Here is a 21,877-nt window from a genome sequence, read left to right on the forward strand (position 1 = left end):
GTCTGCCGGTCGGACGACCTTCGTCCACCGGATTTCTTCCCTCGCGGCGGGGGGGCTGCACGGGGGCCGGACCCGGTGGCTCCGGCCCCCGTCGCCTCAGCGCTTCCTGGGGTCGAGCAGACCCGCGCGGCGCAGTGCGTCGGCCATCGCGTTGTTGGCCGGTGCCGGCGCCTGCCGCCCGCCCCGGTCACCGCCGCCACGGCCCTGTCGCTGGCCCTGACCCTGACCCTGGCCGCCCTGGCGCTGCTGGGGCGGCCGGCCCCCGCCGCGCTGCTGCCGGCTGCCGCCACCCTGGCCACCCTGGCCGCCCTGGCCGCTCTGGCCGCCCTGCGCGGCCGCCTCGTCGTCCAGGCGCAGGGTCAGGGCGATCCGCTTGCGCGGGATGTCCACGTCCAGGACCTTCACCTTGACGATGTCCCCGGGCTTGACGACATCGCGCGGGTCCTTGACGAAGGTCTTCGACATGGCCGAGACATGCACCAGGCCGTCCTGGTGGACGCCGACGTCCACGAACGCGCCGAAGGCCGCCACGTTCGTCACCACGCCCTCCAGCACCATCCCGGCGGACAGGTCGGCGATCTTCTCCACGCCCTCCTTGAAGGTGGCCGTCTTGAAGGCCGGACGCGGGTCGCGGCCGGGCTTCTCCAGCTCCTTCAGGATGTCCGTCACGGTCGGCAGACCGAAGGTGTCGTCCACGAAGTCGGCGGGCCGCAGCGAGCGCAGCGCGCCCGTGTTGCCGATGAGGGAGGCCACCTCCTGGCCAGTGGTCTTCACCATGCGGCGCACCACCGGGTAGGCCTCCGGGTGCACGCTGGAGGCGTCCAGCGGGTCGCCGCCGCGGATGCGCAGGAAGCCCGCGCACTGCTCGTACGCCTTGGGGCCGAGCCGCGCCACCTTCTTCAGCTCCGCGCGGGAGGTGAAGGGGCCGTTGGCGTCGCGGTGCGCCACGATGTTCTCGGCGAGGCCCGAGGAGATGCCCGACACCCGCGAAAGCAGCGGCACGGACGCGGTGTTGACGTCCACCCCGACGCTGTTCACACAGTCCTCGACCACCGCGTCCAGCGAGCGGGACAGCTTCACCTCGGACAGGTCGTGCTGGTACTGGCCGACACCGATGGACTTGGGGTCGATCTTCACCAGCTCGGCCAGCGGGTCCTGCAGCCGCCGGGCGATGGAGACCGCGCCGCGCAGCGACACGTCCATGTCGGGAAACTCCCGCGAGGCGTACGGCGAGGCCGAGTACACCGACGCGCCCGCCTCGGACACCATCACCTTGGTGAGCTTCAACTCCGGGTGCCTGGTGATCAGTTCACCGGCGAGCTTGTCGGTCTCGCGGGAGGCCGTGCCGTTGCCGATCGCGACCAGGTCGACCGCGTGCTCCTTGGCGAGCCGGGCCAGCTTGGCCAGGGCCTCGTCCCACTTGTTGGCCGGGACGTGCGGGTAGATCACATCGGTGGCGACGACCTTGCCGGTGGCGTCGACCACGGCGACCTTCACACCCGTACGGAATCCGGGGTCCAGGCCCAGCGTCGCGCGGGTGCCGGCCGGGGCGGCCAGCAGCAGGTCGCGCAGGTTCGCCGCGAAGACGTTCACCGCCTCGTCCTCGGCGGCCGTACGCAGCCTCAGGCGCAGGTCGATGCCGAGGTGGACCAGGATGCGGGTGCGCCAGGCCCAGCGGACGGTGTCCGTCAGCCACTTGTCGGCGGGGCGGCCCCGGTCGGCGATCGCGAACTTCGAGGCGACGATGCCCTCGTAGGAGGAGGGTCCCGCCGGGGACTCAGCGGGCTCCTCCGGCTCCAGGACGAGGTCGAGGACCTCCTCCTTCTCGCCGCGCAGCATCGCCAGGATCCGGTGCGAGGGCAGCTCGGTGAACGGCTCGGCGAAGTCGAAGTAGTCCGCGAACTTGGCGCCCGCCTCCTCCTTGCCGTCGCGCACCTTCGCGGCGAGGCGCCCGCGCACCCACATGCGCTCGCGCAGCTCGCCGATCAGGTCGGCGTCCTCCGAGAACCGCTCGGTGAGGATCGCCCGCGCGCCCTCCAGAGCGGCCTGCGGATCGGCGACGCCCTTGTCGGCGTCCACGAACGCGGCGGCAGCGGCGAGCGGCTCCACCGACGGGTCGTCCAGCAGCCCCTCGGCCAGCGGTTCCAGGCCGGCCTCGCGCGCGATCTGCGCCTTGGTACGCCGCTTGGGCTTGTACGGGAGGTAGATGTCCTCCAGACGCGCCTTCGTCTCGGCGCTGCGGATCCGCGCCTGGAGTTCGTCGGTGAGCTTGCCCTGCTCGCGCACCGACTCCAGGATCGCCGCCCGCCGCTCCTCCAGTTCCCGCAGGTAGCGCAGCCGCTCCTCGACCGTGCGCAGCTGCGCGTCGTCGAGCATCTCGGTCGCTTCCTTGCGGTAGCGGGCGATGAAGGGCACCGTCGAACCGCCGTCGAGCAGCTCCACCGCGGCCTTCACCTGCCGCTCCCGTACGCCGAGCTCCTCGGCGATCCTGCCTTCGATGGATCCCACGCTGATGGATCCGCTGGACCCGGGTGTCGTCACGATCCCGTACCGCCTTCTCCACTGAGGTTGCGCGGCAATTGTGGCAGGTGGCACCGACAACCGGTGATCAGGGCGGCTCACCGGCGGGCCGCCGGTCCCCCTGTCCCGTCGCACCTCGCCGTAAAAGAGCGCCGGACATGGCAGAAAAGGTGGGAATCTCGTCATTGCGGCCATGCTCCGGGCGGCGAAGAATCGATGACATGCCGCAGCGCACGCTCCTCTTCGTCCTCTTCGACGGCGTTCAGAGCCTCGACGTCACCGGCCCGCTCGAGGTGTTCGCCGGCGCCGAGAAGCTCACGCCCGGGGCGTACCGGATCCACACGGCGTCCCTGGACGGCGGCCCGGTGCGTACCTCCAGCGGGCTGAACCTCGTCCCCGACGAGGCGCTCACCTCGGCGCCCGACCCGCACACCCTGCTGGTCCCGGGCGGCGAGGGCACCCGTGCCCCCGACCCGCGGCTGATCGAGTGGCTGCACACCCACGGACCGCGCGCCCGGCGGCTCGTCTCCGTGTGCACCGGCGCCATCCTGCTCGCCGCCGCCGGTCTGCTCGACGGCCGCCGGGTGACGACCCACTGGGCCTACTGCGACACGCTGGCCCGGGACCACCCGGCCGTCACCGTGGAACCCGAGCCCATCTACATCTGTGACGGAGACGTCGCCACCTCGGCCGGGGTGACCTCCGGCATCGACCTGGCCCTGGCCCTGGTGGAGGAGGACCTGGACCGCGAGGTCGCGCTCGCCGTCGCCCGGCACCTGGTGGTCTTCCTGCGCCGGCCCGGCAACCAGGCGCAGTTCAGCGCCCAGCTGGCGGCCCAGACCGCGCAGCGCGCGCCCCTGCGGGAGGTGCAGCGGTGGATCACCGAGCACCCGGGCGGCGACCTGACCGTCGAGTCCCTCGCCGCCCGGGCCCGGCTCTCACCGCGCCACTTCGCCCGCGCCTTTCGCGAGGAGACCGGCGTGACCCCAGGGCGCTACGTCGACCGGGTCCGTCTCGAGCACGCCCGCCGCCTGCTGGAGGACACCGTCGGCGGCGTCGAGGAGGTCGCCCGCGCCAGCGGCTACGGCACGCCCGAGGCCATGCGCCGTGCCTTCCTTCGCGCCCTGGGCACACCCCCGGTGGAGTACCGCAGACGCTTCCACCCGGCCCCGGCCCGCTGAAGGGGGCCGCTTGTGGAGAACGCCGGGCCGACCGCGCGAAGAGCCACGGCACCGGTGACGGCCACGCACCCGTCGAAGCCCTCACACCCACCGAAGGAGCCCCCATGGAGATCGCCATGGTCGTCTACGACCGTTTCACCGCCCTGGACGCCGTCGGGCCCTACGAGATCCTCAGCCGGTTGCCGGACGCGCACCTCACCTTCGTCGCCGAGCGGCCCGGGCCGATCCGTACGGACACCGGATTTCTCGCCGTCACCGCCGACCGGGCCCTGGACGAGCTGCCGAGCCCCGACCTCCTGGTGGTCTCCGGCGGGCCCGGCACGGAGGCGCAGATGGAGAATCACGTCCTGCTGGACTGGCTGCGCGCGGCCGACGCGACGAGCACCTGGACGACCTCGGTCTGCTCGGGCTCACTGCTGCTCGCCGCCGCGGGTCTGCTGCACGGCCGTCGTGCGACCAGCCACTGGGCCGCCCTGGAGCTGCTGGAGCAGTTCGGTGCCGAACCGACCGGCGAGCGGGTCGTGACCGACGGCAAGTACGTCACCGCCGCCGGGGTCTCCTCCGGCATCGACATGGCGCTCACGCTGACCGGCCGGATCGCGGGCGACGAACACGCCCAGGCCGTCCAGCTGCTGACCGAGTACGACCCCCAGCCGCCCTACGACGCCGGTTCCCCGGTCAAGGCGCCCGCGCACCTCGTCGAGGAGTTCCGCGCGGGCGGGCGGTTCAGCCTGACGTAGTCACGTTCTCCGGCCCGGCCGCGCTCCAGGTGAAGCGCGGCCGGCGGCGCTCCAGGAACGCGGCGACGCCTTCCGCGGTGTCGGGGTTGCCCTGCGCCTGCCGCGCCCAGTGCGCGTCCCGGTCCGTCCGGCCCTCGGCGAACTCCTTCGCGGCGCCCTGTGTGAGCTGCGAGCGCGCGACCAGGACCCGGGTCAACTCCGCGACCCGCTTGTCCAGTTCGCCGTCCGGCAGCACCTCGTCCAGCAGACCGGTGCGCAGCGCCCGCCCGGCGTCGATCAACTCGGCCGTGAACAACAGGTACTTGGCGGTGGCCGGGCCGACCAGCGACACCAGCCGACGGGTCGAGGAGGCCGGATAGACGATGCCGAGCCGCGCCGGGGTCACCCCGAACAGCGCGCTCTCCTCCGCCAGCCGCAGATCGCAGGCCGCCGCGAGCTGCGCCCCGCCGCCCACGCAGTGCCCGCGCACCGCGGCGAGGGTCGGCCTGGGGAACGCGGCCAGCGCCTCCTCGGCCGCCACCGCGAGCCCCTGTGCCTCCTGTGGCGAGCCCTGCAGCGTGCTGATGTCCGCGCCCGCGCAGAAGGTCCCGCCCTCCCCGGTCAGCACCAGCGCCCGTACGCCGGGATCGCGCGCGAACGCCTCCAGCAGGGGCGGCAGCGCCCGCCACATGGACGCCGTCATGGCGTTGCGCTTGGCCGGGTGGCGGATGACGACGGTGGCGACGGCGCCTTCGACGTGGTGGGACAGCTGGGACTCCATGCGCGGATCGTATCCGGGAGCCGTCCGGGAGCAGTCCGGGAGCGGGCGGAGCCGGGAGTTACGGAATCCCGCCCAGCGGGGACAAAAAGGAAGGGAGGCGCGAAGAAGGCGGCGACCGAGGAGGTTGCGATGGCCAGGGCCGGCAAGCGCACGGACAGAGCGAAGACACTGCGCCGCGGCTTCGGTCTGCTCGCGGCACTCGGCGTGATCCTGGTTCTCGCCGGACTCGTCGGACTCGTCTACACCGCGGTCGCCACACTGACGTCGATGCTGCTGTTCGGCTGGCTGCTGCTGATCGGCGGGATCGTCGGCCTGGTGCACGCGGTCCAGGCTCGCGGCACCAGCTACTTCTGGCTGGGCGTCATCGTCGCGGCCCTGAACATCGCGGCCGGCGTCGTCGTGATCCGCCTGCCCCACGCGGCAGCCGCCGCCCTCACCATGTTCGCCGCCCTGCTGTTCCTCACCGGCGGTCTCTTCCGGCTGGTCGGCGGCCTGGTCGTGCGCGGACCGCAGCTGGGCTGGACGCTGCTCCTCGGCGCCTTCGACCTGCTGCTCGGGATCCTGGTCCTCGGCTCCTGGCCGAGCAGCAGCCAGTACGTGATTGGTGCCTTCTTCTCGCTCGCCCTGCTCTTCGACGGCCTTGGTCTCGTGGCCACCGGCTACGGCGGGCGCCGCGTCGTCGGGCTCGTCTCGGGCAAGGACGGAGCCAAACCCGTACAACCCGAATAGTTCGCGAAGCGGCGTGCGAGGGGACAGGAAACAGTCCCACACGTGACCGTGTCATACGCACTCGGTCACAAAGTGTTCGATACCCGCTGACTTGTGTTCAGGCATCCGGGACGGAGCCGATCGTTACCAACACTCGACGTGTGGTGACAATCGAGCGCGAGGGTGGCGATCGGACGATGGACAACCACGGGCGCGGGGACGGCCCGCGCCCAGCGGTGGGCGCCGCACGGCCGCCCGATCCCCTGCCGTACGAGGGCGTCTGGCGGTTCACCGCGCCCGCCGTGGACGCCTCGGTCCCGCAGGCCCGGCATGCCGTGAAGGACCTGTTGCTGCGCCAGGGCGTACCGGTCTCCGACGAGCTGGTGTACGGCCTGCTGCTGATCGTCTCCGAGCTGGTCACCAACGCGGTCCGGCACGCGGCGCTGTTGTCGCCGGTGCTGGCCGTGGAGGTCGCCGTCGGAGCCGAGTGGGTGCGGGTGTCCGTGGAGGACAACCATCCCTACCGGCCGACCGCCCTGGAGGCGGACCACGGCCAGACCGGCGGCCGGGGCCTGCTGCTGGTCCGTGAGGTGGCCCGGGAGGCGGGCGGCACGGTGGACGTGGAGCACACCGCGAGCGGCGGCAAGGTGATCTGGGCCGCCCTGCCGCTCAAGCCCGCGACGCTGCCGTAGCGGCGCTCACCAGCCCGCGGACGGGCCGGTCAGCTCCCTGATCGCCGGGCGGGCGGCGTCCAGCACGGTCATGAACCAGGCCGAGAACGGGTCGCGGGCATGCCGCTCCGCCAGCTCGGCCGCCGTCACGAAGGCGGCCTGGGCGACCTCCTGCGCATCCGGTGCGAGCGGGGCCTGCACCAGGCCGACGAACAGGTGGTTGAACTCCTGCTCGACCAGGCCCGAGGCCGGGTCGGGGTGGTTGTAGCGGACCGTGCCCGCCTCCGCGAGCAGCGACGGCGACACGCCCAGTTCCTCGAAGGCGCGCCGGGCCGCCGCCGCGAACGGTGCCTCGCCCGGGTAGGGATGGCCGCAGCAGGTGTTGGACCACACACCGGGGGAGTGGTACTTGCCGAGCGCACGCTGCTGCAGGAGCAGCCGACCCTGCTCGTCGAAGAGGAACACCGAGAACGCGCGGTGCAGCTGTCCGGGCGGCTGGTGGGCGGCGAGCTTCTCCGCCGTGCCGATCGTCACACCCTTCTCGTCGACCAGTTCCAGCAAAATCGCCTCTGCGGTGCCCTCCGACGAGCTGTGCGTCGCGGTGGCAGGTGTGATCGGCATACCCATCCTTCGCCTCGTTCTTCGCACCCCAAGTCTGCCGTACGAATCCGGCACTCCCGGCACTTCCCCGCACGTCCGCGCGCGGCGCCGTGCCAGGACGGGGACCCGGTAGATCATCGTGCCCGGCGACCGCCGCCGGGAACCGCCCGCAGGGGCGAACGCCCGCACGTGCGTTCAGTGGCACAGACGTGCCTCGTGCTCGGCGTGTCCGCCCGGCTCCAGCTGGAAGGTGCAGTGCTCCACGTCGAAGTGGTCGCCGAGGCAGCCCTGCAGCTCGTGCAGTATCTTCTCGTGGCCGATGGCGCTCAGCACGTCCGAGCTGACCACCACGTGCGCCGAGAGCACCGGCATGCCCGAGGTGATCGTCCAGGCGTGCAGGTCGTGAACGTCCTCCACGCCGTCCAGTGCGAGGATGTGCGCCCGCACCTCGGACATGTCGACGTTCTTGGGGGCGGCCTCCAGCAGCACGTCCAGCGTCTCGCGCAGCAGCTTGACCGTCCTCGGCACGATCATCACCCCGATGACCAGCGAGGCGACCGGGTCGGCCCCCTGCCAGCCGGTGGTCAGGATGACCACCGCCGAGACCAGCACGGCGAACGAGCCGAGCGCGTCCGCGGCCACCTCCAGGAAGGCGCCGCGCACGTTCAGGCTCTCCTTCTGCCCGCGCATCAGCAGGGTCAGCGAGATCGAGTTCGCGACCAGGCCGATCAGACCGAACACGACCATCAGTCCGCCGCGCGTCTGCGCGGGAGTGACGAACCGCTCGATCGCCTCGTACAGCACGTAGCCGCCTACGCCGAGCAGCAGCAGGCAGTTCGCCAGGGCGGCGAGGATCTCGGCGCGGGCGAGACCGAACGTGCGGTTGGTGCTCGGCGGGCGGTTCGCGAAGTGGATCGCGAGCAGGGCCATGCCGAGGCCCACCGCGTCGGTCGCCATGTGCGCCGCGTCCGCGATCAGCGCGAGCGAGTCCGCGGCCAGGCCGCCGACGATCTCGACGACCATGATCGTCAGTGTGATGCCCAGCGCGATCCGCAGTCGCCCGCGGTACGCCGCCGCGGCCGTACCCGTGGCCGGCGCATGGCTGTGCGCGTGCCCGTGGTCGTGCCCTGCCCCCATGGAGAAACCACCCTTCCTGTGCCCTTGCGGGATCCGTCCGGCAGGCCCAGTGAACTACGGGTGGGGGGTATGGGGCAACGCGGCATTGAACACCGTTGTCATGTGCCCTGACCTGCGGAAACGTTCCGCAGGTCAGGGCGCTGCGGGCTCAGCCCCCGTGGTGCAGCTGCCAGCCCTGCCAGGCCGAGGCGACCATCTCGCGCACATCGCGCCGGGCCCGCCAGCCCAGCTCCCGCGCCGCCCGCTCGGCCGAGGCCACCGCGCGCGGCGCGTCGCCCGGCCGGCGCCCCTCCACCACGGGTTCCCGGCGGTCTCCGGTCACCTCGCCGATGACCGTGATCAGCTCCCGCACCGAGACACCCTCGCCGCGCCCGACGTTCAGCGTCAGGTCCCCGGACAGGTCCCCGTCGGCGAGCCGCCGGGCCGCCGCCAGGTGCGCCTCGGCGAGATCGGCCACGTGGACGTAGTCCCGGACGCAGGTGCCGTCGGGCGTCGGATGGTCGTCCCCGAAGATCCTCGGGGCCTCGTCGCGGGTGAGCCGGTCGAAGACCATCGGCACGATGTTGAACACGCCCGTGTCCGCCAGCTCCGGCGCCGCCGCGCCCGCCACGTTGAAGTAGCGCAGGCACACGGTGGAGATCCCGTGCGCCCGCCCCGCGGCCCGCACCAGCCACTCCCCGGCCAGCTTGGTCTCGCCGTAGGGGTTCACCGGGGCGCAGGGGGTGTCCTCGGTGATCAGGTCCACGTCCGGATTGCCGTACACGGCCGCCGACGAGGAGAACAGCAGCCGCCGGACCCCCGCCTCTGCGACCGCGTCCAGCAGCGTGGCGAGGCCACCCACGTTCTCCCGGTAATAACGGGTGGGCCCGGCCACCGACTCCGCGACCTGCTTGCGCGCCGCGAGATGGACGACGCCCGTGACGCCGTACTGCGTCAGGACCCGCTTGAGCCGGTCCCCGTCCAGCGTCGAGCCCTCGACGAGCGGGACGTCGGCGGGCAACCGGGCGGGCACCGCCGCCGACAGGTCGTCCAGCGCCACCACGCTCTCCCCGGCGCCGGCCATGGCCCGTGCCACATGCGCCCCGATGTATCCGGCTCCTCCGGTGATCAGCCACGTCATGGTCGCCCAGCCTAGGCCGACCTCCCCTGCCGGAGCGAAGCGCAGCTGCGCTCGTGCCGGTGGGCCGGTGGGCAGCGGGGGCCGGGACGCGGGTCCGGAGGGGGCCGGGACGCGGGCCCGGGAGGTGTCCCGGTTGCCCGGATCTGCGCCGACGGTTTGTCGGCCGGGCCCCGAATCCCCGATGATGATCGCGGCAAAGGCCGGGGCAGCCCCCGTGGGCCGGGCCGTGAACGGCCGGTGAACACGGATTCCGGCCCATCGGATAGCCTTCGCCGACATGTCGCCCGGGTGCCGCAGACAGGCGCCCCACCATGCAAGCGACCGGCGCCCGTGCGTCGGCACCCAGGGAGTGAGTTCGGTTGTCGACCGCCATCGTCACCGGTCAGCCGGTACCCGGATCGTCCCTGGAGAACGATCTGCGGTCCCTCGGCTTCGACGTGCGCGTGGCGGAGGACGCCTCCGAGGCCGAGACCCTGCTCGCCGCCGCCCCGGCCGGTGAACGTGTTGCCCTGGTCGACGCCGGCTTCGTCGGCCACCAGCACGCCCTGCGCCTCGGCCTGACCGACCCTCGCTTCGAGCTGTCCGCCGTCCCCGGCGCCGTCACCGCCCAGCCGGCCGCCCGGCAGGCGCTGACCCGGGCCGTGGCCCGCGAGACCTTCCCGGGCGGCGGTACGGCCCTCGCGGTCGACAGCCTGACCGACCGCATCGTCACCGCCCTCGACGCCGACGGCAGCGAGGTGCACCGGCCCGAGCTGGGCAGCCTAGTCGCCGCCGTCCCCGCCGACCCGCAGGCCCGCAACGAGGCCCGGCAGGCCGTCGCCGCCGTGGACGAGGAGGCCGTACGCCTGAAGTCGGCCGTGAAGTCCCGTGACGGATTCTTCACCACCTTCTTCATCAGCCCGTACTCGCGCTACATCGCCCGCTGGTGCGCCCGCCGAGGCCTGACCCCGAACCAGGTCACGACGGCCTCGCTGCTCACCGCCCTGATCGCGGCGGGCTGTGCGGCGACGGGCACGCGCGCGGGGTTCGTCGCGGCCGGTGTGCTGCTGATCGCGTCCTTCGTGCTGGACTGCACCGACGGCCAGCTCGCCCGCTATGCCCTCAAGTACTCCACGCTCGGCGCCTGGCTCGACGCCACCTTCGACCGGGCCAAGGAGTACGCCTACTACGCCGGCCTCGCCCTCGGGGCGGCCCGCGGCGGCGGCCACGACGATGTATGGGCCCTCGCGCTCGGCGCGATGATCCTGCAGACCTGCCGGCACGTGGTCGACTTCTCCTTCAACGAGGCCAACCACGACGCCACCGCCAACACCAGCCCCACCGCCGCCCTCTCCGACAGGCTCGACGGCGTCGGCTGGACGGTGTGGGCGCGCCGGATGATAGTCCTGCCCATCGGCGAGCGCTGGGCGCTGATAGCGGTCCTCACCGCGGCCACCACACCCCGGATCACCTTCTACGTCCTGCTCGTCGGCTGTGCCGTCGCGGCGACGTACACCACGGCGGGCCGGGTGCTGCGGTCCCTGACCCGCAAGGCGCGGCGGACCGATCGGGCCGCCGGGGCGCTCGCCGACCTGGCCGACTCCGGCCCGCTCACCGAGGTCGTACAGCGTGTGCTCGAGCGGGGCCTGCCGGGTCTCGCGGTCCCCGCGGTCGCCCTTGCGGGAGGCGCCGCGGTCCTCGCCTGCGCGGCCGTCACCGACTTCGGCTCGGCACTGCCGGTGATCGGCGCCCTGGTCTACGTCCTCACCTCGGCCTTCGCCGTCGCCCGCCCCCTCAAGGGCGCCCTCGACTGGCTGGTCCCGCCGTTCTTCCGCGCCGCCGAATACGGCACGGTACTGATCCTCGCGGCCAGGGCGGACGTGAACGGCGCCCTTCCAGCGGCTTTCGGGCTGGTGGCTGCCGTCGCCTACCATCACTACGACACGGTGTACCGCATCCGCGGCAACGCCGGAGCGCCACCGGCCTGGCTGGTGCGCGTCATCGGGGGGCACGACGGGCGGACGCTGCTCGTCGCCGTCCTGGCTGCGGTCCTCACCGCTGCACAGTTCACGGTCGCGCTCACGGTCCTCGCCGTGGCCGTAGCCCTCGTGGTGCTCGCCGAGAGCATCCGCTTCTGGGTGTCCGCAGGGGCGCCCGCCGTACACGACGAAGGAGAATCCGCATGATCGGCCTCGTGCTGGCGGCCGGCGCCGGAAGGCGCCTGCGCCCCTACACCGACACCCTGCCCAAGGCGTTGGTGCCGGTGGGGCCCGCGGGCATAGAGGGCGAGCCCACGGTCCTGGACCTGACCCTCGGCAACTTCGCCGAGATCGGCCTGACCGAGGTCGCGGTCATCGTCGGCTACCGCAAGGAGGCCGTCTACGCGCGCAAGGCGGCCCTGGAGGCGAAGTACGGCCTCAAGCTCACCCTCATCGACAACGACAAAGCCGAGGAGTGGAACAACGCCTACTCCCTGTGGTGCGGCCGTGACGCCCTCAAGGACGGCGTGATCCTCGCCAACGGCGACACCGTGCACCCGGTCTCCGTCGAGAAGACCCTGCTCGCCGCGCGTGGCGAGGGCAAGAGGATCATCCTCGCCCTCGACACCGTGAAGTCCCTCGCGGACGAGGAGATGAAGGTCGTCGTCGACCCCGAGAAGGGCATGACGAAGATCACCAAGCTGATGGACCCCGCCGAGGCCACCGGTGAGTACATCGGCGTCACCCTCATCGAGGGCGACGCCGCCCCCGACCTGGCCGACGCGCTCAAGGCGGTCTGGGAGACCGACCCGCAGCAGTTCTACGAGCACGGCTACCAGGAGCTGGTCAACCGCGGCTTCCGGATCGACGTGGCGCCGATCGGCGACGTCCAGTGGGTCGAGATCGACAACCACGACGACCTCGCCAAGGGACGGGAGATCGCGTGCCGCTACTGACCCGGCTCATTCCCTCGCCGGTCGTCGTGGACATCCGCCCGGGTGCCCTGGACGACCTGGCCGGCGTTCTCGCCGACGAGCGCATCGCGCAGTCCGGCCGGCTCGCCGTCGCGGTCAGCGGTGGTTCCGGGGCCAAGCTGCGCGAGCGCATCGCCCCCTCACTGCCCGGCGCCTCCTGGTACGAAGTGGGCGGCGGCACCCTCGACGACGCGATCCGGCTGGCCGGCGAGATGAAGTCCGGTCACTACGACGCGGTCGTCGGGCTCGGTGGCGGCAAGATCATCGACTGCGCCAAGTTCGCCGCGGCCCGCGTCGGCCTGCCCCTGGTCGCCGTACCGACGAACCTCGCGCACGACGGCCTGTGCTCGCCGGTCGCCACCCTCGACAACGACGCCGGGCGCGGATCCTACGGTGTGCCGAACCCGATCGCGGTCGTCATCGACCTGGACGTGATCCGCGAGGCCCCGGCCCGCTTCGTCCGGGCCGGCATCGGCGACGCGATCTCCAACATCAACGCGGTCGCGGACTGGGAGCTGTCCAACCGGGTCACCGGCGAGAAGGTCGACGGTCTCGCCGCGGCCGTGGCCCGCCAGGCCGGCGAGGCGGTGCTGCGGCACCCCGGCGGCATCGGCGACAACGACTTCCTCCAGGTGCTCGCCGAGGCGCTGGTGCTCAGCGGCATCTCGATGTCCATCTCCGGTGACTCCCGGCCGTCCTCGGGCTCCTGCCACGAGATCAACCACGCCTTCGACCTGCTGTTCCCCAAGCGGGCGGCCGCCCACGGCGAACAGTGCGGGCTCGGCGCGGCCTTCGCGACGTATCTGCGCGGGGCCCACGAGGAGGCGGCCCACACCGCCGAGGTCCTGCGCCGGCACGGGCTTCCGGTGCTGCCGGAGGAGATCGGCTTCACCGTGGACGAGTTCGTCCGCGCGGTGGAGTTCGCCCCGGAGACCCGCCCCGGCCGCTACACGATCATCGAGCACCTCGACCTCAAGCCGAACCAGATCAAGGACATCTACGCCGACTATGTCAAGGCCATCGGTAGCTGAACTCCGTCCGGTCGTTCACCCCGCGGGGGTGAAGGACCGGCGCAGCGGTGAGCACTGGATGGGACGCCTCTACATGCGTGAGGTGTCCCTGCGGGTCGACCGCTACCTGGTCAACACCAGGGTCACGCCCAACCAGCTCACGTACCTGATGACCGTCTTCGGCGTGCTCGCCGCCCCGGCACTCCTGGTGCCGGGGATCTGGGGCGCCGTGCTCGGCGTGGTCTGCGTCCAGCTGTACCTGCTGCTGGACTGCGTCGACGGCGAGATCGCCCGCTGGAAGAAGCAGTACTCGCTGAACGGCGTCTACCTCGACCGGGTCGGCGCCTATCTGACCGACGCCGCCGTGCTCGTCGGCTTCGGCCTGCGCGCCGCCGACCTGTGGGGCGGCGGCCGTGTCGACTGGCTCTGGGCCTTCCTCGGCACGCTGGCGGCGCTCGGTGCCATCCTGATCAAGGCCGAGACCGACCTCGTCGGCGTCGCCCGCCACCAGGCGGGCAAGCCGCCGGTCCAGGAAGCCGCCGCCGAGATGCGCTCCTCCGGCATGAAGCTGGCCCGCCGCGCCGCCGCCGCCCTCAAGTTCCACCGGCTGATCCTCGGCATCGAGGCGTCCTTGCTGATCCTGGTGCTGGCGGTCGTCGACCACGTGCGCGGCGACCTGTTCTTCTCCCGGCTGGGTGTCGCGGTGCTGGCCGGTATCGCCCTGCTGCAGACCCTGCTGCACCTGGTGTCCATCCTCGCTTCCAGCAGGCTGAAGTGAGTGCCGTGAAGGTCGGCGCCGTCATCATCACCATGGGCAACCGGCCCGACGAGCTGAAGGCCCTCATCGATTCGGTCGCCAAGCAGGACGGCGACCGTATCGAGGTGGTCGTCGTCGGCAACGGCTCGCCCGTCCCGGACGTCCCCGAGGGCGTACGGACGATCGAGCTGGCCGAGAACCTGGGCATCCCCGGCGGCCGCAACGTCGGTATAGAGGCCTTCGGGCCCGGCGGCCGGGATGTCGACATACTGCTGTTCCTCGACGACGACGGGCTGCTCGCCCGGCACGACACCGCTCAGCTGTGCCGCGAGGCGTTCGAGGCCGACCCCGAACTGGGCATCATCAGCTTCCGCATCGCCGACCCCGACACCGGCGAGACCCAGCGCCGCCATGTGCCCCGGCTGCGCGCCTCCGACCCGATGCGCTCCTCCCGGGTCACCACCTTCCTGGGCGGCGCCAACGCCGTGCGCACCCGGGTCTTCGCCGAGGCCGGGACCTTGCCGGACGAGTTCTTCTACGCGCATGAGGAGACCGACCTGGCCTGGCGGGCCCTGGACGCCGGCTGGATGATCGACTACCGGTCGGACATGGTCCTGTACCACCCCACGACCGCGCCCTCGCGGCACGCGGTCTACCACCGCATGGTCGCCCGCAACCGGGTCTGGCTGGCGCGCCGCAACCTGCCCGTCCTCCTGGTCCCCGTCTACCTCGGTGTCTGGCTGCTGCTCACACTGCTGCGCCGTCCGTCCGCCCCGGCCCTGAAGGCCTGGTTCGGCGGCTTCAAGGAGGGCTGGACGACGTCGTGCGGCCCGCGCCGCCCCATGCGCTGGCGCACGGTGTGGCGGCTGACCCGGTTGGGCCGGCCTCCGGTGATCTGAGAAGCTTCTCTTACCCGAAGAGAGCAAGCTTCTTACCAAGAGAGTCCGGATTTCCACTCGTGAGTCACACAACCCATGACGGCGGTGCCGCCGCGGTGAACGCGATACCGTCGCCCGACGAGGGACTGACGGCCGCGCAGCTCGCCGCCAAGTACGGGCTTGCCGTCAGCGGCGCCCGCCCCTCGCTCGCCGAGTACGTCCGTCAGCTGTGGGGCAGGCGCCACTTCATCCTCGCCTTCTCACAGGCGAAGCTGACCGCGCAGTACAGCCAGGCCAAGCTCGGCCAGCTCTGGCAGGTGGCGACACCGCTGCTGAACGCCGGCGTGTACTACTTCATCTTCGGCGTCATCCTGCACGCGAGCCGCGGCCTGTCCCAGGACGTGTACATCCCGTTCCTGGTCACCGGCGTGTTCGTGTTCACCTTCACCCAGAGTTCGATCATGTCGGGCGTCCGGGCGATCTCCGGCAACCTGGGCCTGGTGCGCGCCCTGCACTTCCCGCGCGCCTCGCTGCCCATCTCCTTCTCGCTCCAGCAGCTCCAGCAGCTGCTCTTCTCGATGATCGTGATGTTCGTCGTGGCGGTCGGGTTCGGCAGCTACCCGAGCCCGTCCTGGCTCCTGATCGTGCCGGTCCTGCTGCTGCAGTTCCTGTTCAACACCGGGCTGGCGCTGATCGTGGCCCGCATGGGCGCCAAGACGCCGGACCTCGCCCAGCTGATGCCGTTCATCCTGCGCACCTGGATGTACACCTCCGGCGTGATGTTCTCCATCAGCAAGATCATGGAGGGCCGCTCGGAGCTGGCGGTCCGGCTGCTCCAGGTCAATCCGGCCGCGGTCTACATGGACCTGATGCGCTACGCGCTGATCGACGGCTACGGCGCCGCCAACCTGCCGCCGCACGTGTGGGCCATCGCGCTGTTCTGGGCCGTCGCCGCCTTCGCCGGAGGTTTTGTGTACTTCTGGAAGGCGGAGGAGAGGTACGGCCGTGGCTGAGCAGAACGCCGGGCAGAAGATCCCCGGGCAGAACACCGGCGAGCGCCGCCCCACCGTCATCGCCGACGACGTGCACATCGTCTACCGCGTCAACGGCGCCAGGACCGGCAAGGGCAGTGCCACGGCCGCGCTGAGCAGGATCCTCAAGCGGGGCTCCGACGACGCGGCGCGGGGCGTGCGCAAGGTGCACGCCGTGCGCGGGGTGTCCTTCGTCGCCTACCGCGGCGAGGCCGTCGGTCTGATCGGCTCCAACGGCTCCGGCAAGTCGACCCTGCTGCGCGCCATCGCCGGTCTGCTGCCCGCGGAGCGCGGCAAGGTCTACACCGAAGGCCAGCCCTCGCTGCTGGGCGTCAACGCGGCCCTGATGAACGACCTCACCGGTGAGCGCAACGTCATCCTGGGCGGTCTCGCCATGGGCATGTCCCGGGAGCAGGTCAAGGAGCGCTACCAGGAGATCGTGGACTTCTCGGGGATCAACGAGAAGGGCGACTTCATCACTCTGCCGATGCGGACGTACTCCTCCGGTATGGCCGCCCGGCTGCGTTTCTCCATCGCCGCCGCCAAGGACCATGACGTCCTCATGATCGACGAGGCCCTGGCCACCGGTGACCGCAAGTTCCAGATGCGCTCCGAGGAGCGCATCCGTGAACTGCGCAAGGAGGCCGGAACGGTCTTTCTGGTGAGCCACAACAACAAGTCCATCCGCGACACCTGCGACCGCGTCCTGTGGCTGGAGCGCGGCGAGCTGCGTATGGACGGCCCGACCGAAGAGGTGCTCAAGGAGTACGAGAAGTTCACGGGGAAGTAGCCTGTTTTCGGCCAGGGGTCCGTCGGAGTCCGTCCGGCCGGGCCCCGGGCTGCAAAGGAAACGTCAACTCGGGCTCGCGCAAGGAATCTTGGCGTCAATCGGTGCGTTGTTGTGATCTGCAGGACTCCCCGGCGGACCTCGATGCGTTGTACAACGTAAGCTGTACCAGTGCCGGAAAGCGGCAAGTGGGGCGATAATGCGCGACACCCTGCGCCAGGGCGACCCCGTGAATTGCCGGGCGGCGTGTCCGAAATAGTGTGTATTGGGTCGGCAGTGTAGAACGGGAGATGTGACGGCAATGGCTACGGAAACTCCCCTGCTCAACGCAGCATGTGCCGTCCCCGCCCAGGGCAGCGCCCGATGACGGCCACCGAGGCGGCGCCGGCCCTGCAGCGTGCCACCCTGGACAAGGCCGCGAGCGAGAACTTCCCCGTGGCCCCCTTCTTCCTGCCCCGGGCGTGGCGCGACGACCTCATGGCCGTCTACGGCTTCGCCCGTCTGGTGGACGACATCGGCGACGGGGACCTGGCGCCCGGCGGCGCCGACGCCCGTGCCCTCGGCGTGTCGCCCGACGGGGCCGAGGACCGCCTGGTCCTGCTCGACGCCTTCGAGACCGACCTGCGCCGCGTCTTCGACGGCAGCCCGCACCACCCGCTGCTGCGCCGCCTGCAGCCCACCGTCCGCTGCCGCGGCCTCACCCCCGAGCCCTTCCTCGGCCTGATCGCCGCCAACCGCCAGGACCAGCTCGTCAGCCGGTACGAGACCTACGACGACCTCCTGGCCTACTGCGAACTGTCGGCCAACCCCGTCGGCCGCCTCGTCCTCGGGGTCACGGGCACCGCGACCCCCGAGCGGATCCGCCTCTCCGACGCGATCTGCACCGCGCTGCAGATCGTCGAACACCTCCAGGACGTGGCCGAGGACCTCGCCCGCGACCGGATCTACCTCCCGGCCGTCGACATGAAGCGCTTCCACGTGCAGGAAGCGGATCTTGGCGGGAAATCCGCAGGCGCATCGGTGCGCGCCCTGGTTGCATACGAAGCACAACGCGCCCGCGATCTGTTGAATGAAGGCGCCCCCCTGGTGGGTAGCGTCCACGGCAGGTTGAAGCTGCTGCTCGCAGGGTTCGTGGCGGGGGGAAGAGCGGCGATCAGGGCGATCGCCGCCGCCGAATACGACGTACTTCCCGGCCCGCCCAGACCCGGCAAGGTCCAGTTGCTGCGTGAGGCGGGCGTGATCCTGCGAGAAGAGGGGTGATCCGGACCGTGGAGTCTCCGTCGCACGTGTCCGCGCCGGTGCTCGCCGCCTACAGCTACTGCGAGGCCGTCACCGGGCAGCAGGCCCGTAACTTCGCGTACGGCATCCGGCTGCTGCCCACGCCCAAGCGTCGCGCCATGTCGGCGCTGTACGCGTTTTCCCGGCGCGTGGACGACATCGGCGACGGCGACCTGCCCGGCGAGACCAAGCTGACCCGCCTCGAGGACACCAGGGCGCTGCTCGCCCGGGTCCATGAGGGCCAGGTCGAGGAGGACGACACCGACCCGGTGGCCGTCGCCCTCGCCCATGCCGCCACTGCCTTCCCGATCCCGCTCGGCGGGCTGGACGAGCTGATCGACGGCGTCCAGATGGACCTGCGTGGGGAGACCTACGAGACCTGGGACGACCTGAAGGTCTACTGCCGGTGCGTCGCCGGTGCCATCGGCCGCCTCTCGCTCGGCGTGTTCGGCACCGAACGGGGCGCGCGCGGTGCCGAGCGCGCCGCCGAGTACGCCGACACGCTCGGTCTCGCGCTGCAGCTCACCAACATCCTCAGAGACGTCCGCGAGGACGCTCAGGGCGGCCGTACCTATCTGCCCGCCGACGATCTGGCCAAGTTCGGCTGCTCGGCCGGGTTCGACGGGCCGACGCCACCGGAGGGCTCCGACTTCGCGGGCCTCGTGCACTTCGAAGTGCGGCGGGCCCGCGCCCTTTTCGCCGAGGGCTACCGGCTGCTCCCCATGCTCGACCGGCGCAGCGGCGCCTGTGTGGCCGCCATGGCCGGCATCTACCGCCGGCTGCTGGACCGCATCGAGCGCGATCCGGAAGCTGTGCTGCGCGGCCGGGTCTCGCTGCCCGGACGCGAGAAGGCCTACGTGGCCGTACGCGGACTGTCGGGACTCGACGCCCGCAACGTCACCCGCCACACCGCGCCGCGGTCCGTCAGGAGGCGCGCCTGATGGACCTCACCGAACCAGGGGACATGCGGCAGGCAACCCTCCACGGCGGCGTGGCGTCCCAGACTGCGACGGCCGACCGCGCACCGTTCGACCAGCACGCTCGCGCCCCGAAGGCACGCGGGGCCGTGCCGGCGATGCGGTTGCCGCTGCGTGGGTGTGACGAGCCACGAGGGACCCGCGGACGGCCGACGGCCCAGCACGGCACTCCCCGCGGAGCGCTCGCACGGAAGGACGCACGATGACCGACCGCTCGCGCCCCGCACAGGCGCACGCTGACACCGCGGGAGCCGAGGGGGCGGCAGGCCGCAGTGCCGTAGTGGTCGGCGGCGGGCTCGCCGGGATCACCGCCGCGCTCGCGCTCGCGGACGCGGGCGTCCGTGTCACCCTGCTCGAAGGCAGGCCGAGGCTGGGCGGCCTCGCCTTCTCCTTCCAGCGCGGCGAGCTGACCGTCGACAACGGCCAGCATGTGTACCTGCGCTGCTGCACCGCCTACCGCTGGTTCCTCGACCGGATCCAGGGCGCGGCGCTGGCGCCGCTGCAGGACCGCCTCGACGTGCCCGTCGTCGACGTCGCCAAGCCCGAAGGGCGACGGCTCGGCAGGATCCGGCGCGACCCACTGCCCGTCCCGCTCCACCTGGGGCGCAGCCTGGCCGCCTATCCGCATCTCTCGCTCGCCGAGCGTGCCGCGGTCGGGCGTGCCGCGCTCGCGCTCAAGGGGCTCGACCTCGCCGATCCGACCCTGGACACCCAGGACTTCGGCAGCTGGCTGGCCGCGCACGGCCAGTCGGCGCGTGCCATCGAGGCCCTGTGGGACCTGGTCGGGGTCGCCACCCTCAACGCGGTCGCGGGCGACGCCTCGCTGGGGCTCGCCGCGATGGTGTTCAAGACCGGTCTGCTGTCCTACCCGGGCGCGGCCGACATCGGCTGGGCCCGCGTCCCCCTGGGCGAACTGCACGACCGCCTGGCCCGCAAGGCGCTCGACTCCGCGGGCGTCCGTACCGAGGTCCGTACACGCGTCACCTCCGTCTCTACAAACGAGAACGGGACGTGGAGCGTTCAGGTTCCCGGCGAGACGCTGCAAACCGACGCGGTCGTCCTCGCCGTACCCCAGCAGGAGACGCACGACCTGCTGCCCACCGGCGCGCTCGATGCCCCCGAGCGGCTGCTCGGCATTCCTGCCGCGCCGATCCTCAACGTGCACATCGTGTACGACCGCAAGGTGCTCGCCCGCCCCTTCTTCGCGGCCCTCGGTACCCCCGTGCAGTGGGTCTTCGACCGCACGGACTCCTCCGGGCTCGCCGCGGGGCAGTACCTGGCGCTGTCGCAGTCGGCCGCGCACGACGACATCGACGCGCCCGTGGCCACCCTGCGCGAGCGCTATCTGCCGGAGCTGGAGCGGCTGATCCCGGGCACCCGGGGCGCCGTGGTGAAGGACTTCTTCGTGACCCGGGAGCGTACGGCCACGTTCGCCCCGGTCCCCGGCGTCGGGCGGCTGCGGCCCGGCGCCCGCACCAAGGCCCCCGGCCTGTACCTGGCCGGAGCGTGGACCGCCACAGGGTGGCCCGCGACCATGGAGAGTGCGGTCCGTAGTGGAGTGAGCGCGGCCGACGCCGCGCTGAGCGCCCTGGGCCGGCCCCGCCCCCGCCGTCTCTTCGCGTTCGAGGAGGCGGCCTGATGCTCGAGCAGCACCGGGCGGGCCCCCGCACCCCCGGCACCGCAACAAGAGGAGAGACTGTGCCCACTGTGCCCCCGGCCCCGACCCCCGCTCGGAGGACCGCGGTGGACGTGACCGCGCTGCTGGAGCGCGGCCGAACCCTGGCCACACCGGTCCTGCGTTCGGCTGTCGACCGGCTGGCGCCTCCCATGGACACCGTCGCCGCCTACCACTTCGGCTGGATCGACGCGGCCGGAAACCCCGCCGCCGGCGACGGCGGCAAGGCCGTACGGCCCGCCCTCGCCGTGCTCTCCGCCGAGGTCACCGGTGCCGCCCCCGAGGTCGGCGTGCCGGGGGCCGTCGCCGTCGAACTCGTTCACAACTTCTCGCTGCTGCACGACGACCTGATGGACGGCGACGAGCAGCGCCGGCACCGTGACACCGTCTGGAAGGTGCACGGCCCGGCCCAGGCCATCCTGGTCGGTGACGCCCTCTTCGCCCTCGCCAACGAGGTCCTGCTGGAGCTGGGCACCGTCGAGGCCGGCCGTGCCACACGTCGGCTGACCGCCGCCAGCCGCGCCCTGATCGACGGTCAGGCGCAGGACATCTCCTACGAGCACCGCGACCGCGTCAGCGTCGAGGAGTGCCTGGAGATGGAGGGCAACAAGACCGGCGCGCTGCTCGCCGCCTCCAGCTCCATCGGTGCGGTCCTCGGCGGAGCGGACGACGCCACCGCCGACGCGCTGGAGAAGTACGGCTACCACCTCGGCCTCGCCTTCCAGGCCGTCGACGACCTCCTCGGCATCTGGGGCGACCCGGAGGCCACCGGCAAGCAGACCTGGAGCGACCTGCGCCAGCGCAAGAAGTCCCTGCCGGTCGTCGCCGCGCTCGCGGCAGGCGGCTCCGCCTCCGAGAAGCTTGGCGAGATCCTCGCCGCGGACGCCAAGAGCAGCGACTTCGAGAACTTCTCCGAGGAGGAGTTCGCCGCCCGCGCGGCCCTGATCGAGGAGGCCGGCGGCCGCGAGTGGACGGCCGACGAAGCGCGCCGTCAGCACACCATCGCCATCGAAGCCCTCGACGTCGTCCACATGCCCGGCCGGGTCCGGGACGCCTTCACGGCGCTCGCCGACTTCGTCGTCGTACGAAAGAGATGATCACTATCGGCTCAAGCC

General features: G+C 71.7%; 21 protein-coding genes. 16 read left to right on the forward strand and 5 right to left on the reverse strand.

Translation table 11 applies throughout. The features are described 5' to 3' along the window. Positions 1-96: 96 nt before the first annotated feature. Entirely contained in the window at positions 97-2,541 is a 2,445-nt protein-coding gene (locus tag GQF42_RS37535; protein ID WP_158927419.1) for a Tex family protein, read from the reverse strand. A gap of 200 nt (positions 2,542-2,741) precedes the next feature. On the opposite strand from GQF42_RS37535, the gene GQF42_RS37540 reads away from it, so the two are divergent. Further along, positions 2,742-3,701: a GlxA family transcriptional regulator gene (locus tag GQF42_RS37540; protein ID WP_158927421.1), complete on the forward strand. Its 960-nt coding sequence runs from the start codon at positions 2,742-2,744 to the stop codon at positions 3,699-3,701. A gap of 104 nt (positions 3,702-3,805) precedes the next feature. Further along, positions 3,806-4,441 carry a DJ-1/PfpI family protein gene (locus GQF42_RS37545; protein WP_158927423.1) on the forward strand — a complete coding sequence of 212 codons (636 nt, stop codon included), beginning with the start codon at positions 3,806-3,808 and terminating at the stop codon, positions 4,439-4,441. Here GQF42_RS37545 and GQF42_RS37550 read toward each other — a convergent pair. After that, complete coding sequence (locus GQF42_RS37550; RefSeq protein WP_158927425.1) at positions 4,428-5,201, reverse strand: enoyl-CoA hydratase/isomerase family protein; 774 nt, start codon at positions 5,199-5,201, stop codon at positions 4,428-4,430. The genes GQF42_RS37545 and GQF42_RS37550 overlap by 14 nt on opposite strands. Before the next feature lie 129 nt (positions 5,202-5,330). On the opposite strand from GQF42_RS37550, the gene GQF42_RS37555 reads away from it, so the two are divergent. Both GQF42_RS37555 and GQF42_RS37560 read left to right on the forward strand, forming a co-directional pair. Next, on the forward strand, positions 5,331-5,930 hold the full coding sequence (locus tag GQF42_RS37555) for an HdeD family acid-resistance protein (RefSeq protein ID WP_158927427.1): 600 nt from the start codon (positions 5,331-5,333) through the stop codon (positions 5,928-5,930). 176 nt (positions 5,931-6,106) lie between these two features. Further along, positions 6,107-6,601, forward strand: a complete 495-nt coding sequence (locus GQF42_RS37560) for an ATP-binding protein (RefSeq protein ID WP_158931052.1) — start codon at positions 6,107-6,109, stop codon at positions 6,599-6,601. A gap of 6 nt (positions 6,602-6,607) precedes the next feature. Here the strand turns inward: GQF42_RS37560 and idi are convergent, their stop codons facing one another. From idi to galE, 3 genes are all read right to left on the reverse strand, one after another. Then, positions 6,608-7,201 (reverse strand): isopentenyl-diphosphate Delta-isomerase, encoded by a 594-nt coding sequence (idi, locus tag GQF42_RS37565; RefSeq protein ID WP_158927428.1) that lies wholly within the window; start codon positions 7,199-7,201, stop codon positions 6,608-6,610. A gap of 174 nt (positions 7,202-7,375) precedes the next feature. Continuing rightward, the gene (locus GQF42_RS37570; RefSeq protein ID WP_158927430.1) at positions 7,376-8,317 is read right to left on the reverse strand and encodes a cation diffusion facilitator family transporter; all 942 of its coding nucleotides are present in this window, start codon (positions 8,315-8,317) and stop codon (positions 7,376-7,378) included. A 148-nt stretch (positions 8,318-8,465) separates the two neighbouring features. Beyond that, on the reverse strand, positions 8,466-9,437 hold the full coding sequence (gene galE / locus GQF42_RS37575; RefSeq protein WP_158927432.1) for a UDP-glucose 4-epimerase GalE: 972 nt from the start codon (positions 9,435-9,437) through the stop codon (positions 8,466-8,468). Positions 9,438-9,796: 359 nt separating this feature from the next. Between galE and GQF42_RS37580 the strand changes: the two genes are divergently transcribed. From GQF42_RS37580 to GQF42_RS37630, 12 genes are all read left to right on the forward strand, one after another. Further along, positions 9,797-11,602, forward strand: coding sequence for a DUF5941 domain-containing protein (locus tag GQF42_RS37580; protein ID WP_158927434.1), 1,806 nt, complete (start codon positions 9,797-9,799; stop codon positions 11,600-11,602). Then, positions 11,599-12,351: a phosphocholine cytidylyltransferase family protein gene (locus tag GQF42_RS37585; protein WP_158927436.1), complete on the forward strand. Its 753-nt coding sequence runs from the start codon at positions 11,599-11,601 to the stop codon at positions 12,349-12,351. The genes GQF42_RS37580 and GQF42_RS37585 overlap by 4 nt, the downstream gene beginning before the upstream one ends. After that, the gene (locus GQF42_RS37590) at positions 12,339-13,400 is read left to right on the forward strand and encodes an iron-containing alcohol dehydrogenase family protein (RefSeq protein WP_158927438.1); all 1,062 of its coding nucleotides are present in this window, start codon (positions 12,339-12,341) and stop codon (positions 13,398-13,400) included. Before GQF42_RS37585 ends, GQF42_RS37590 begins: the two co-directional genes overlap by 13 nt. Then, positions 13,378-14,157, forward strand: a complete 780-nt coding sequence (locus GQF42_RS37595) for a CDP-alcohol phosphatidyltransferase family protein (protein ID WP_158927440.1) — start codon at positions 13,378-13,380, stop codon at positions 14,155-14,157. The genes GQF42_RS37590 and GQF42_RS37595 overlap by 23 nt, the downstream gene beginning before the upstream one ends. Positions 14,158-14,189: 32 nt before the next feature. Beyond that, positions 14,190-15,035 (forward strand): glycosyltransferase family 2 protein, encoded by an 846-nt coding sequence (locus GQF42_RS37600; protein WP_158931054.1) that lies wholly within the window; start codon positions 14,190-14,192, stop codon positions 15,033-15,035. Positions 15,036-15,094: 59 nt separating this feature from the next. After that, on the forward strand, positions 15,095-16,027 hold the full coding sequence (locus GQF42_RS37605; RefSeq protein ID WP_158927442.1) for an ABC transporter permease: 933 nt from the start codon (positions 15,095-15,097) through the stop codon (positions 16,025-16,027). 19 nt (positions 16,028-16,046) lie between these two features. Beyond that, positions 16,047-16,835, forward strand: coding sequence for an ABC transporter ATP-binding protein (locus GQF42_RS37610; RefSeq protein WP_158931056.1), 789 nt, complete (start codon positions 16,047-16,049; stop codon positions 16,833-16,835). 360 nt (positions 16,836-17,195) lie between these two features. Beyond that, positions 17,196-18,092 (forward strand): squalene synthase HpnC, encoded by an 897-nt coding sequence (hpnC, locus tag GQF42_RS37615; protein WP_158927444.1) that lies wholly within the window; start codon positions 17,196-17,198, stop codon positions 18,090-18,092. Continuing rightward, positions 18,089-19,051, forward strand: coding sequence for a presqualene diphosphate synthase HpnD (hpnD, locus tag GQF42_RS37620; protein ID WP_199272932.1), 963 nt, complete (start codon positions 18,089-18,091; stop codon positions 19,049-19,051). Before hpnC ends, hpnD begins: the two co-directional genes overlap by 4 nt. Then, the gene (locus tag GQF42_RS47835) at positions 19,051-19,293 is read left to right on the forward strand and encodes a DUF6380 family protein (RefSeq protein ID WP_376000812.1); all 243 of its coding nucleotides are present in this window, start codon (positions 19,051-19,053) and stop codon (positions 19,291-19,293) included. Before hpnD ends, GQF42_RS47835 begins: the two co-directional genes overlap by 1 nt. Next, positions 19,290-20,726, forward strand: a complete 1,437-nt coding sequence (gene hpnE, locus GQF42_RS37625; RefSeq protein ID WP_158927448.1) for a hydroxysqualene dehydroxylase HpnE — start codon at positions 19,290-19,292, stop codon at positions 20,724-20,726. The genes GQF42_RS47835 and hpnE overlap by 4 nt, the downstream gene beginning before the upstream one ends. Before the next feature lie 68 nt (positions 20,727-20,794). Continuing rightward, positions 20,795-21,859 (forward strand): polyprenyl synthetase family protein, encoded by a 1,065-nt coding sequence (locus GQF42_RS37630; protein ID WP_199273143.1) that lies wholly within the window; start codon positions 20,795-20,797, stop codon positions 21,857-21,859. Positions 21,860-21,877 lie beyond the last annotated feature (18 nt).

This window comes from Streptomyces broussonetiae, from assembly GCF_009796285.1.
In the GTDB taxonomy this organism is placed as follows: Bacteria; Actinomycetota; Actinomycetes; order Streptomycetales; family Streptomycetaceae; genus Streptomyces; species Streptomyces broussonetiae.

Excerpts from the sequence above, each read along its gene's own strand:
- hpnE (WP_158927448.1), top strand. The coding sequence starts at position 19,290 with ATGACCGACCGCTCGCGCCCCGCACAGGCGCACGCTGACACCGCGGGA.
- GQF42_RS37585 (WP_158927436.1), top strand. The coding sequence starts at position 11,599 with ATGATCGGCCTCGTGCTGGCGGCCGGCGCCGGAAGGCGCCTGCGCCCC.
- GQF42_RS37600 (WP_158931054.1), top strand. The coding sequence starts at position 14,190 with ATGGGCAACCGGCCCGACGAGCTGAAGGCCCTCATCGATTCGGTCGCC.
- GQF42_RS37570 (WP_158927430.1), bottom strand. The coding sequence starts at position 8,317 with ATGGGGGCAGGGCACGACCACGGGCACGCGCACAGCCATGCGCCGGCC.
- GQF42_RS37595 (WP_158927440.1), top strand. The coding sequence starts at position 13,378 with ATGTCAAGGCCATCGGTAGCTGAACTCCGTCCGGTCGTTCACCCCGCG.
- idi (WP_158927428.1), bottom strand. The coding sequence starts at position 7,201 with ATGCCGATCACACCTGCCACCGCGACGCACAGCTCGTCGGAGGGCACC.
- GQF42_RS37540 (WP_158927421.1), top strand. The coding sequence starts at position 2,742 with ATGCCGCAGCGCACGCTCCTCTTCGTCCTCTTCGACGGCGTTCAGAGC.
- GQF42_RS37560 (WP_158931052.1), top strand. The coding sequence starts at position 6,107 with ATGGACAACCACGGGCGCGGGGACGGCCCGCGCCCAGCGGTGGGCGCC.
- GQF42_RS37550 (WP_158927425.1), bottom strand. The coding sequence starts at position 5,201 with ATGGAGTCCCAGCTGTCCCACCACGTCGAAGGCGCCGTCGCCACCGTC.
- GQF42_RS37555 (WP_158927427.1), top strand. The coding sequence starts at position 5,331 with ATGGCCAGGGCCGGCAAGCGCACGGACAGAGCGAAGACACTGCGCCGC.
- GQF42_RS47835 (WP_376000812.1), top strand. The coding sequence starts at position 19,051 with ATGGACCTCACCGAACCAGGGGACATGCGGCAGGCAACCCTCCACGGC.
- GQF42_RS37545 (WP_158927423.1), top strand. The coding sequence starts at position 3,806 with ATGGAGATCGCCATGGTCGTCTACGACCGTTTCACCGCCCTGGACGCC.
- galE (WP_158927432.1), bottom strand. The coding sequence starts at position 9,437 with ATGACGTGGCTGATCACCGGAGGAGCCGGATACATCGGGGCGCATGTG.
- hpnC (WP_158927444.1), top strand. The coding sequence starts at position 17,196 with ATGACGGCCACCGAGGCGGCGCCGGCCCTGCAGCGTGCCACCCTGGAC.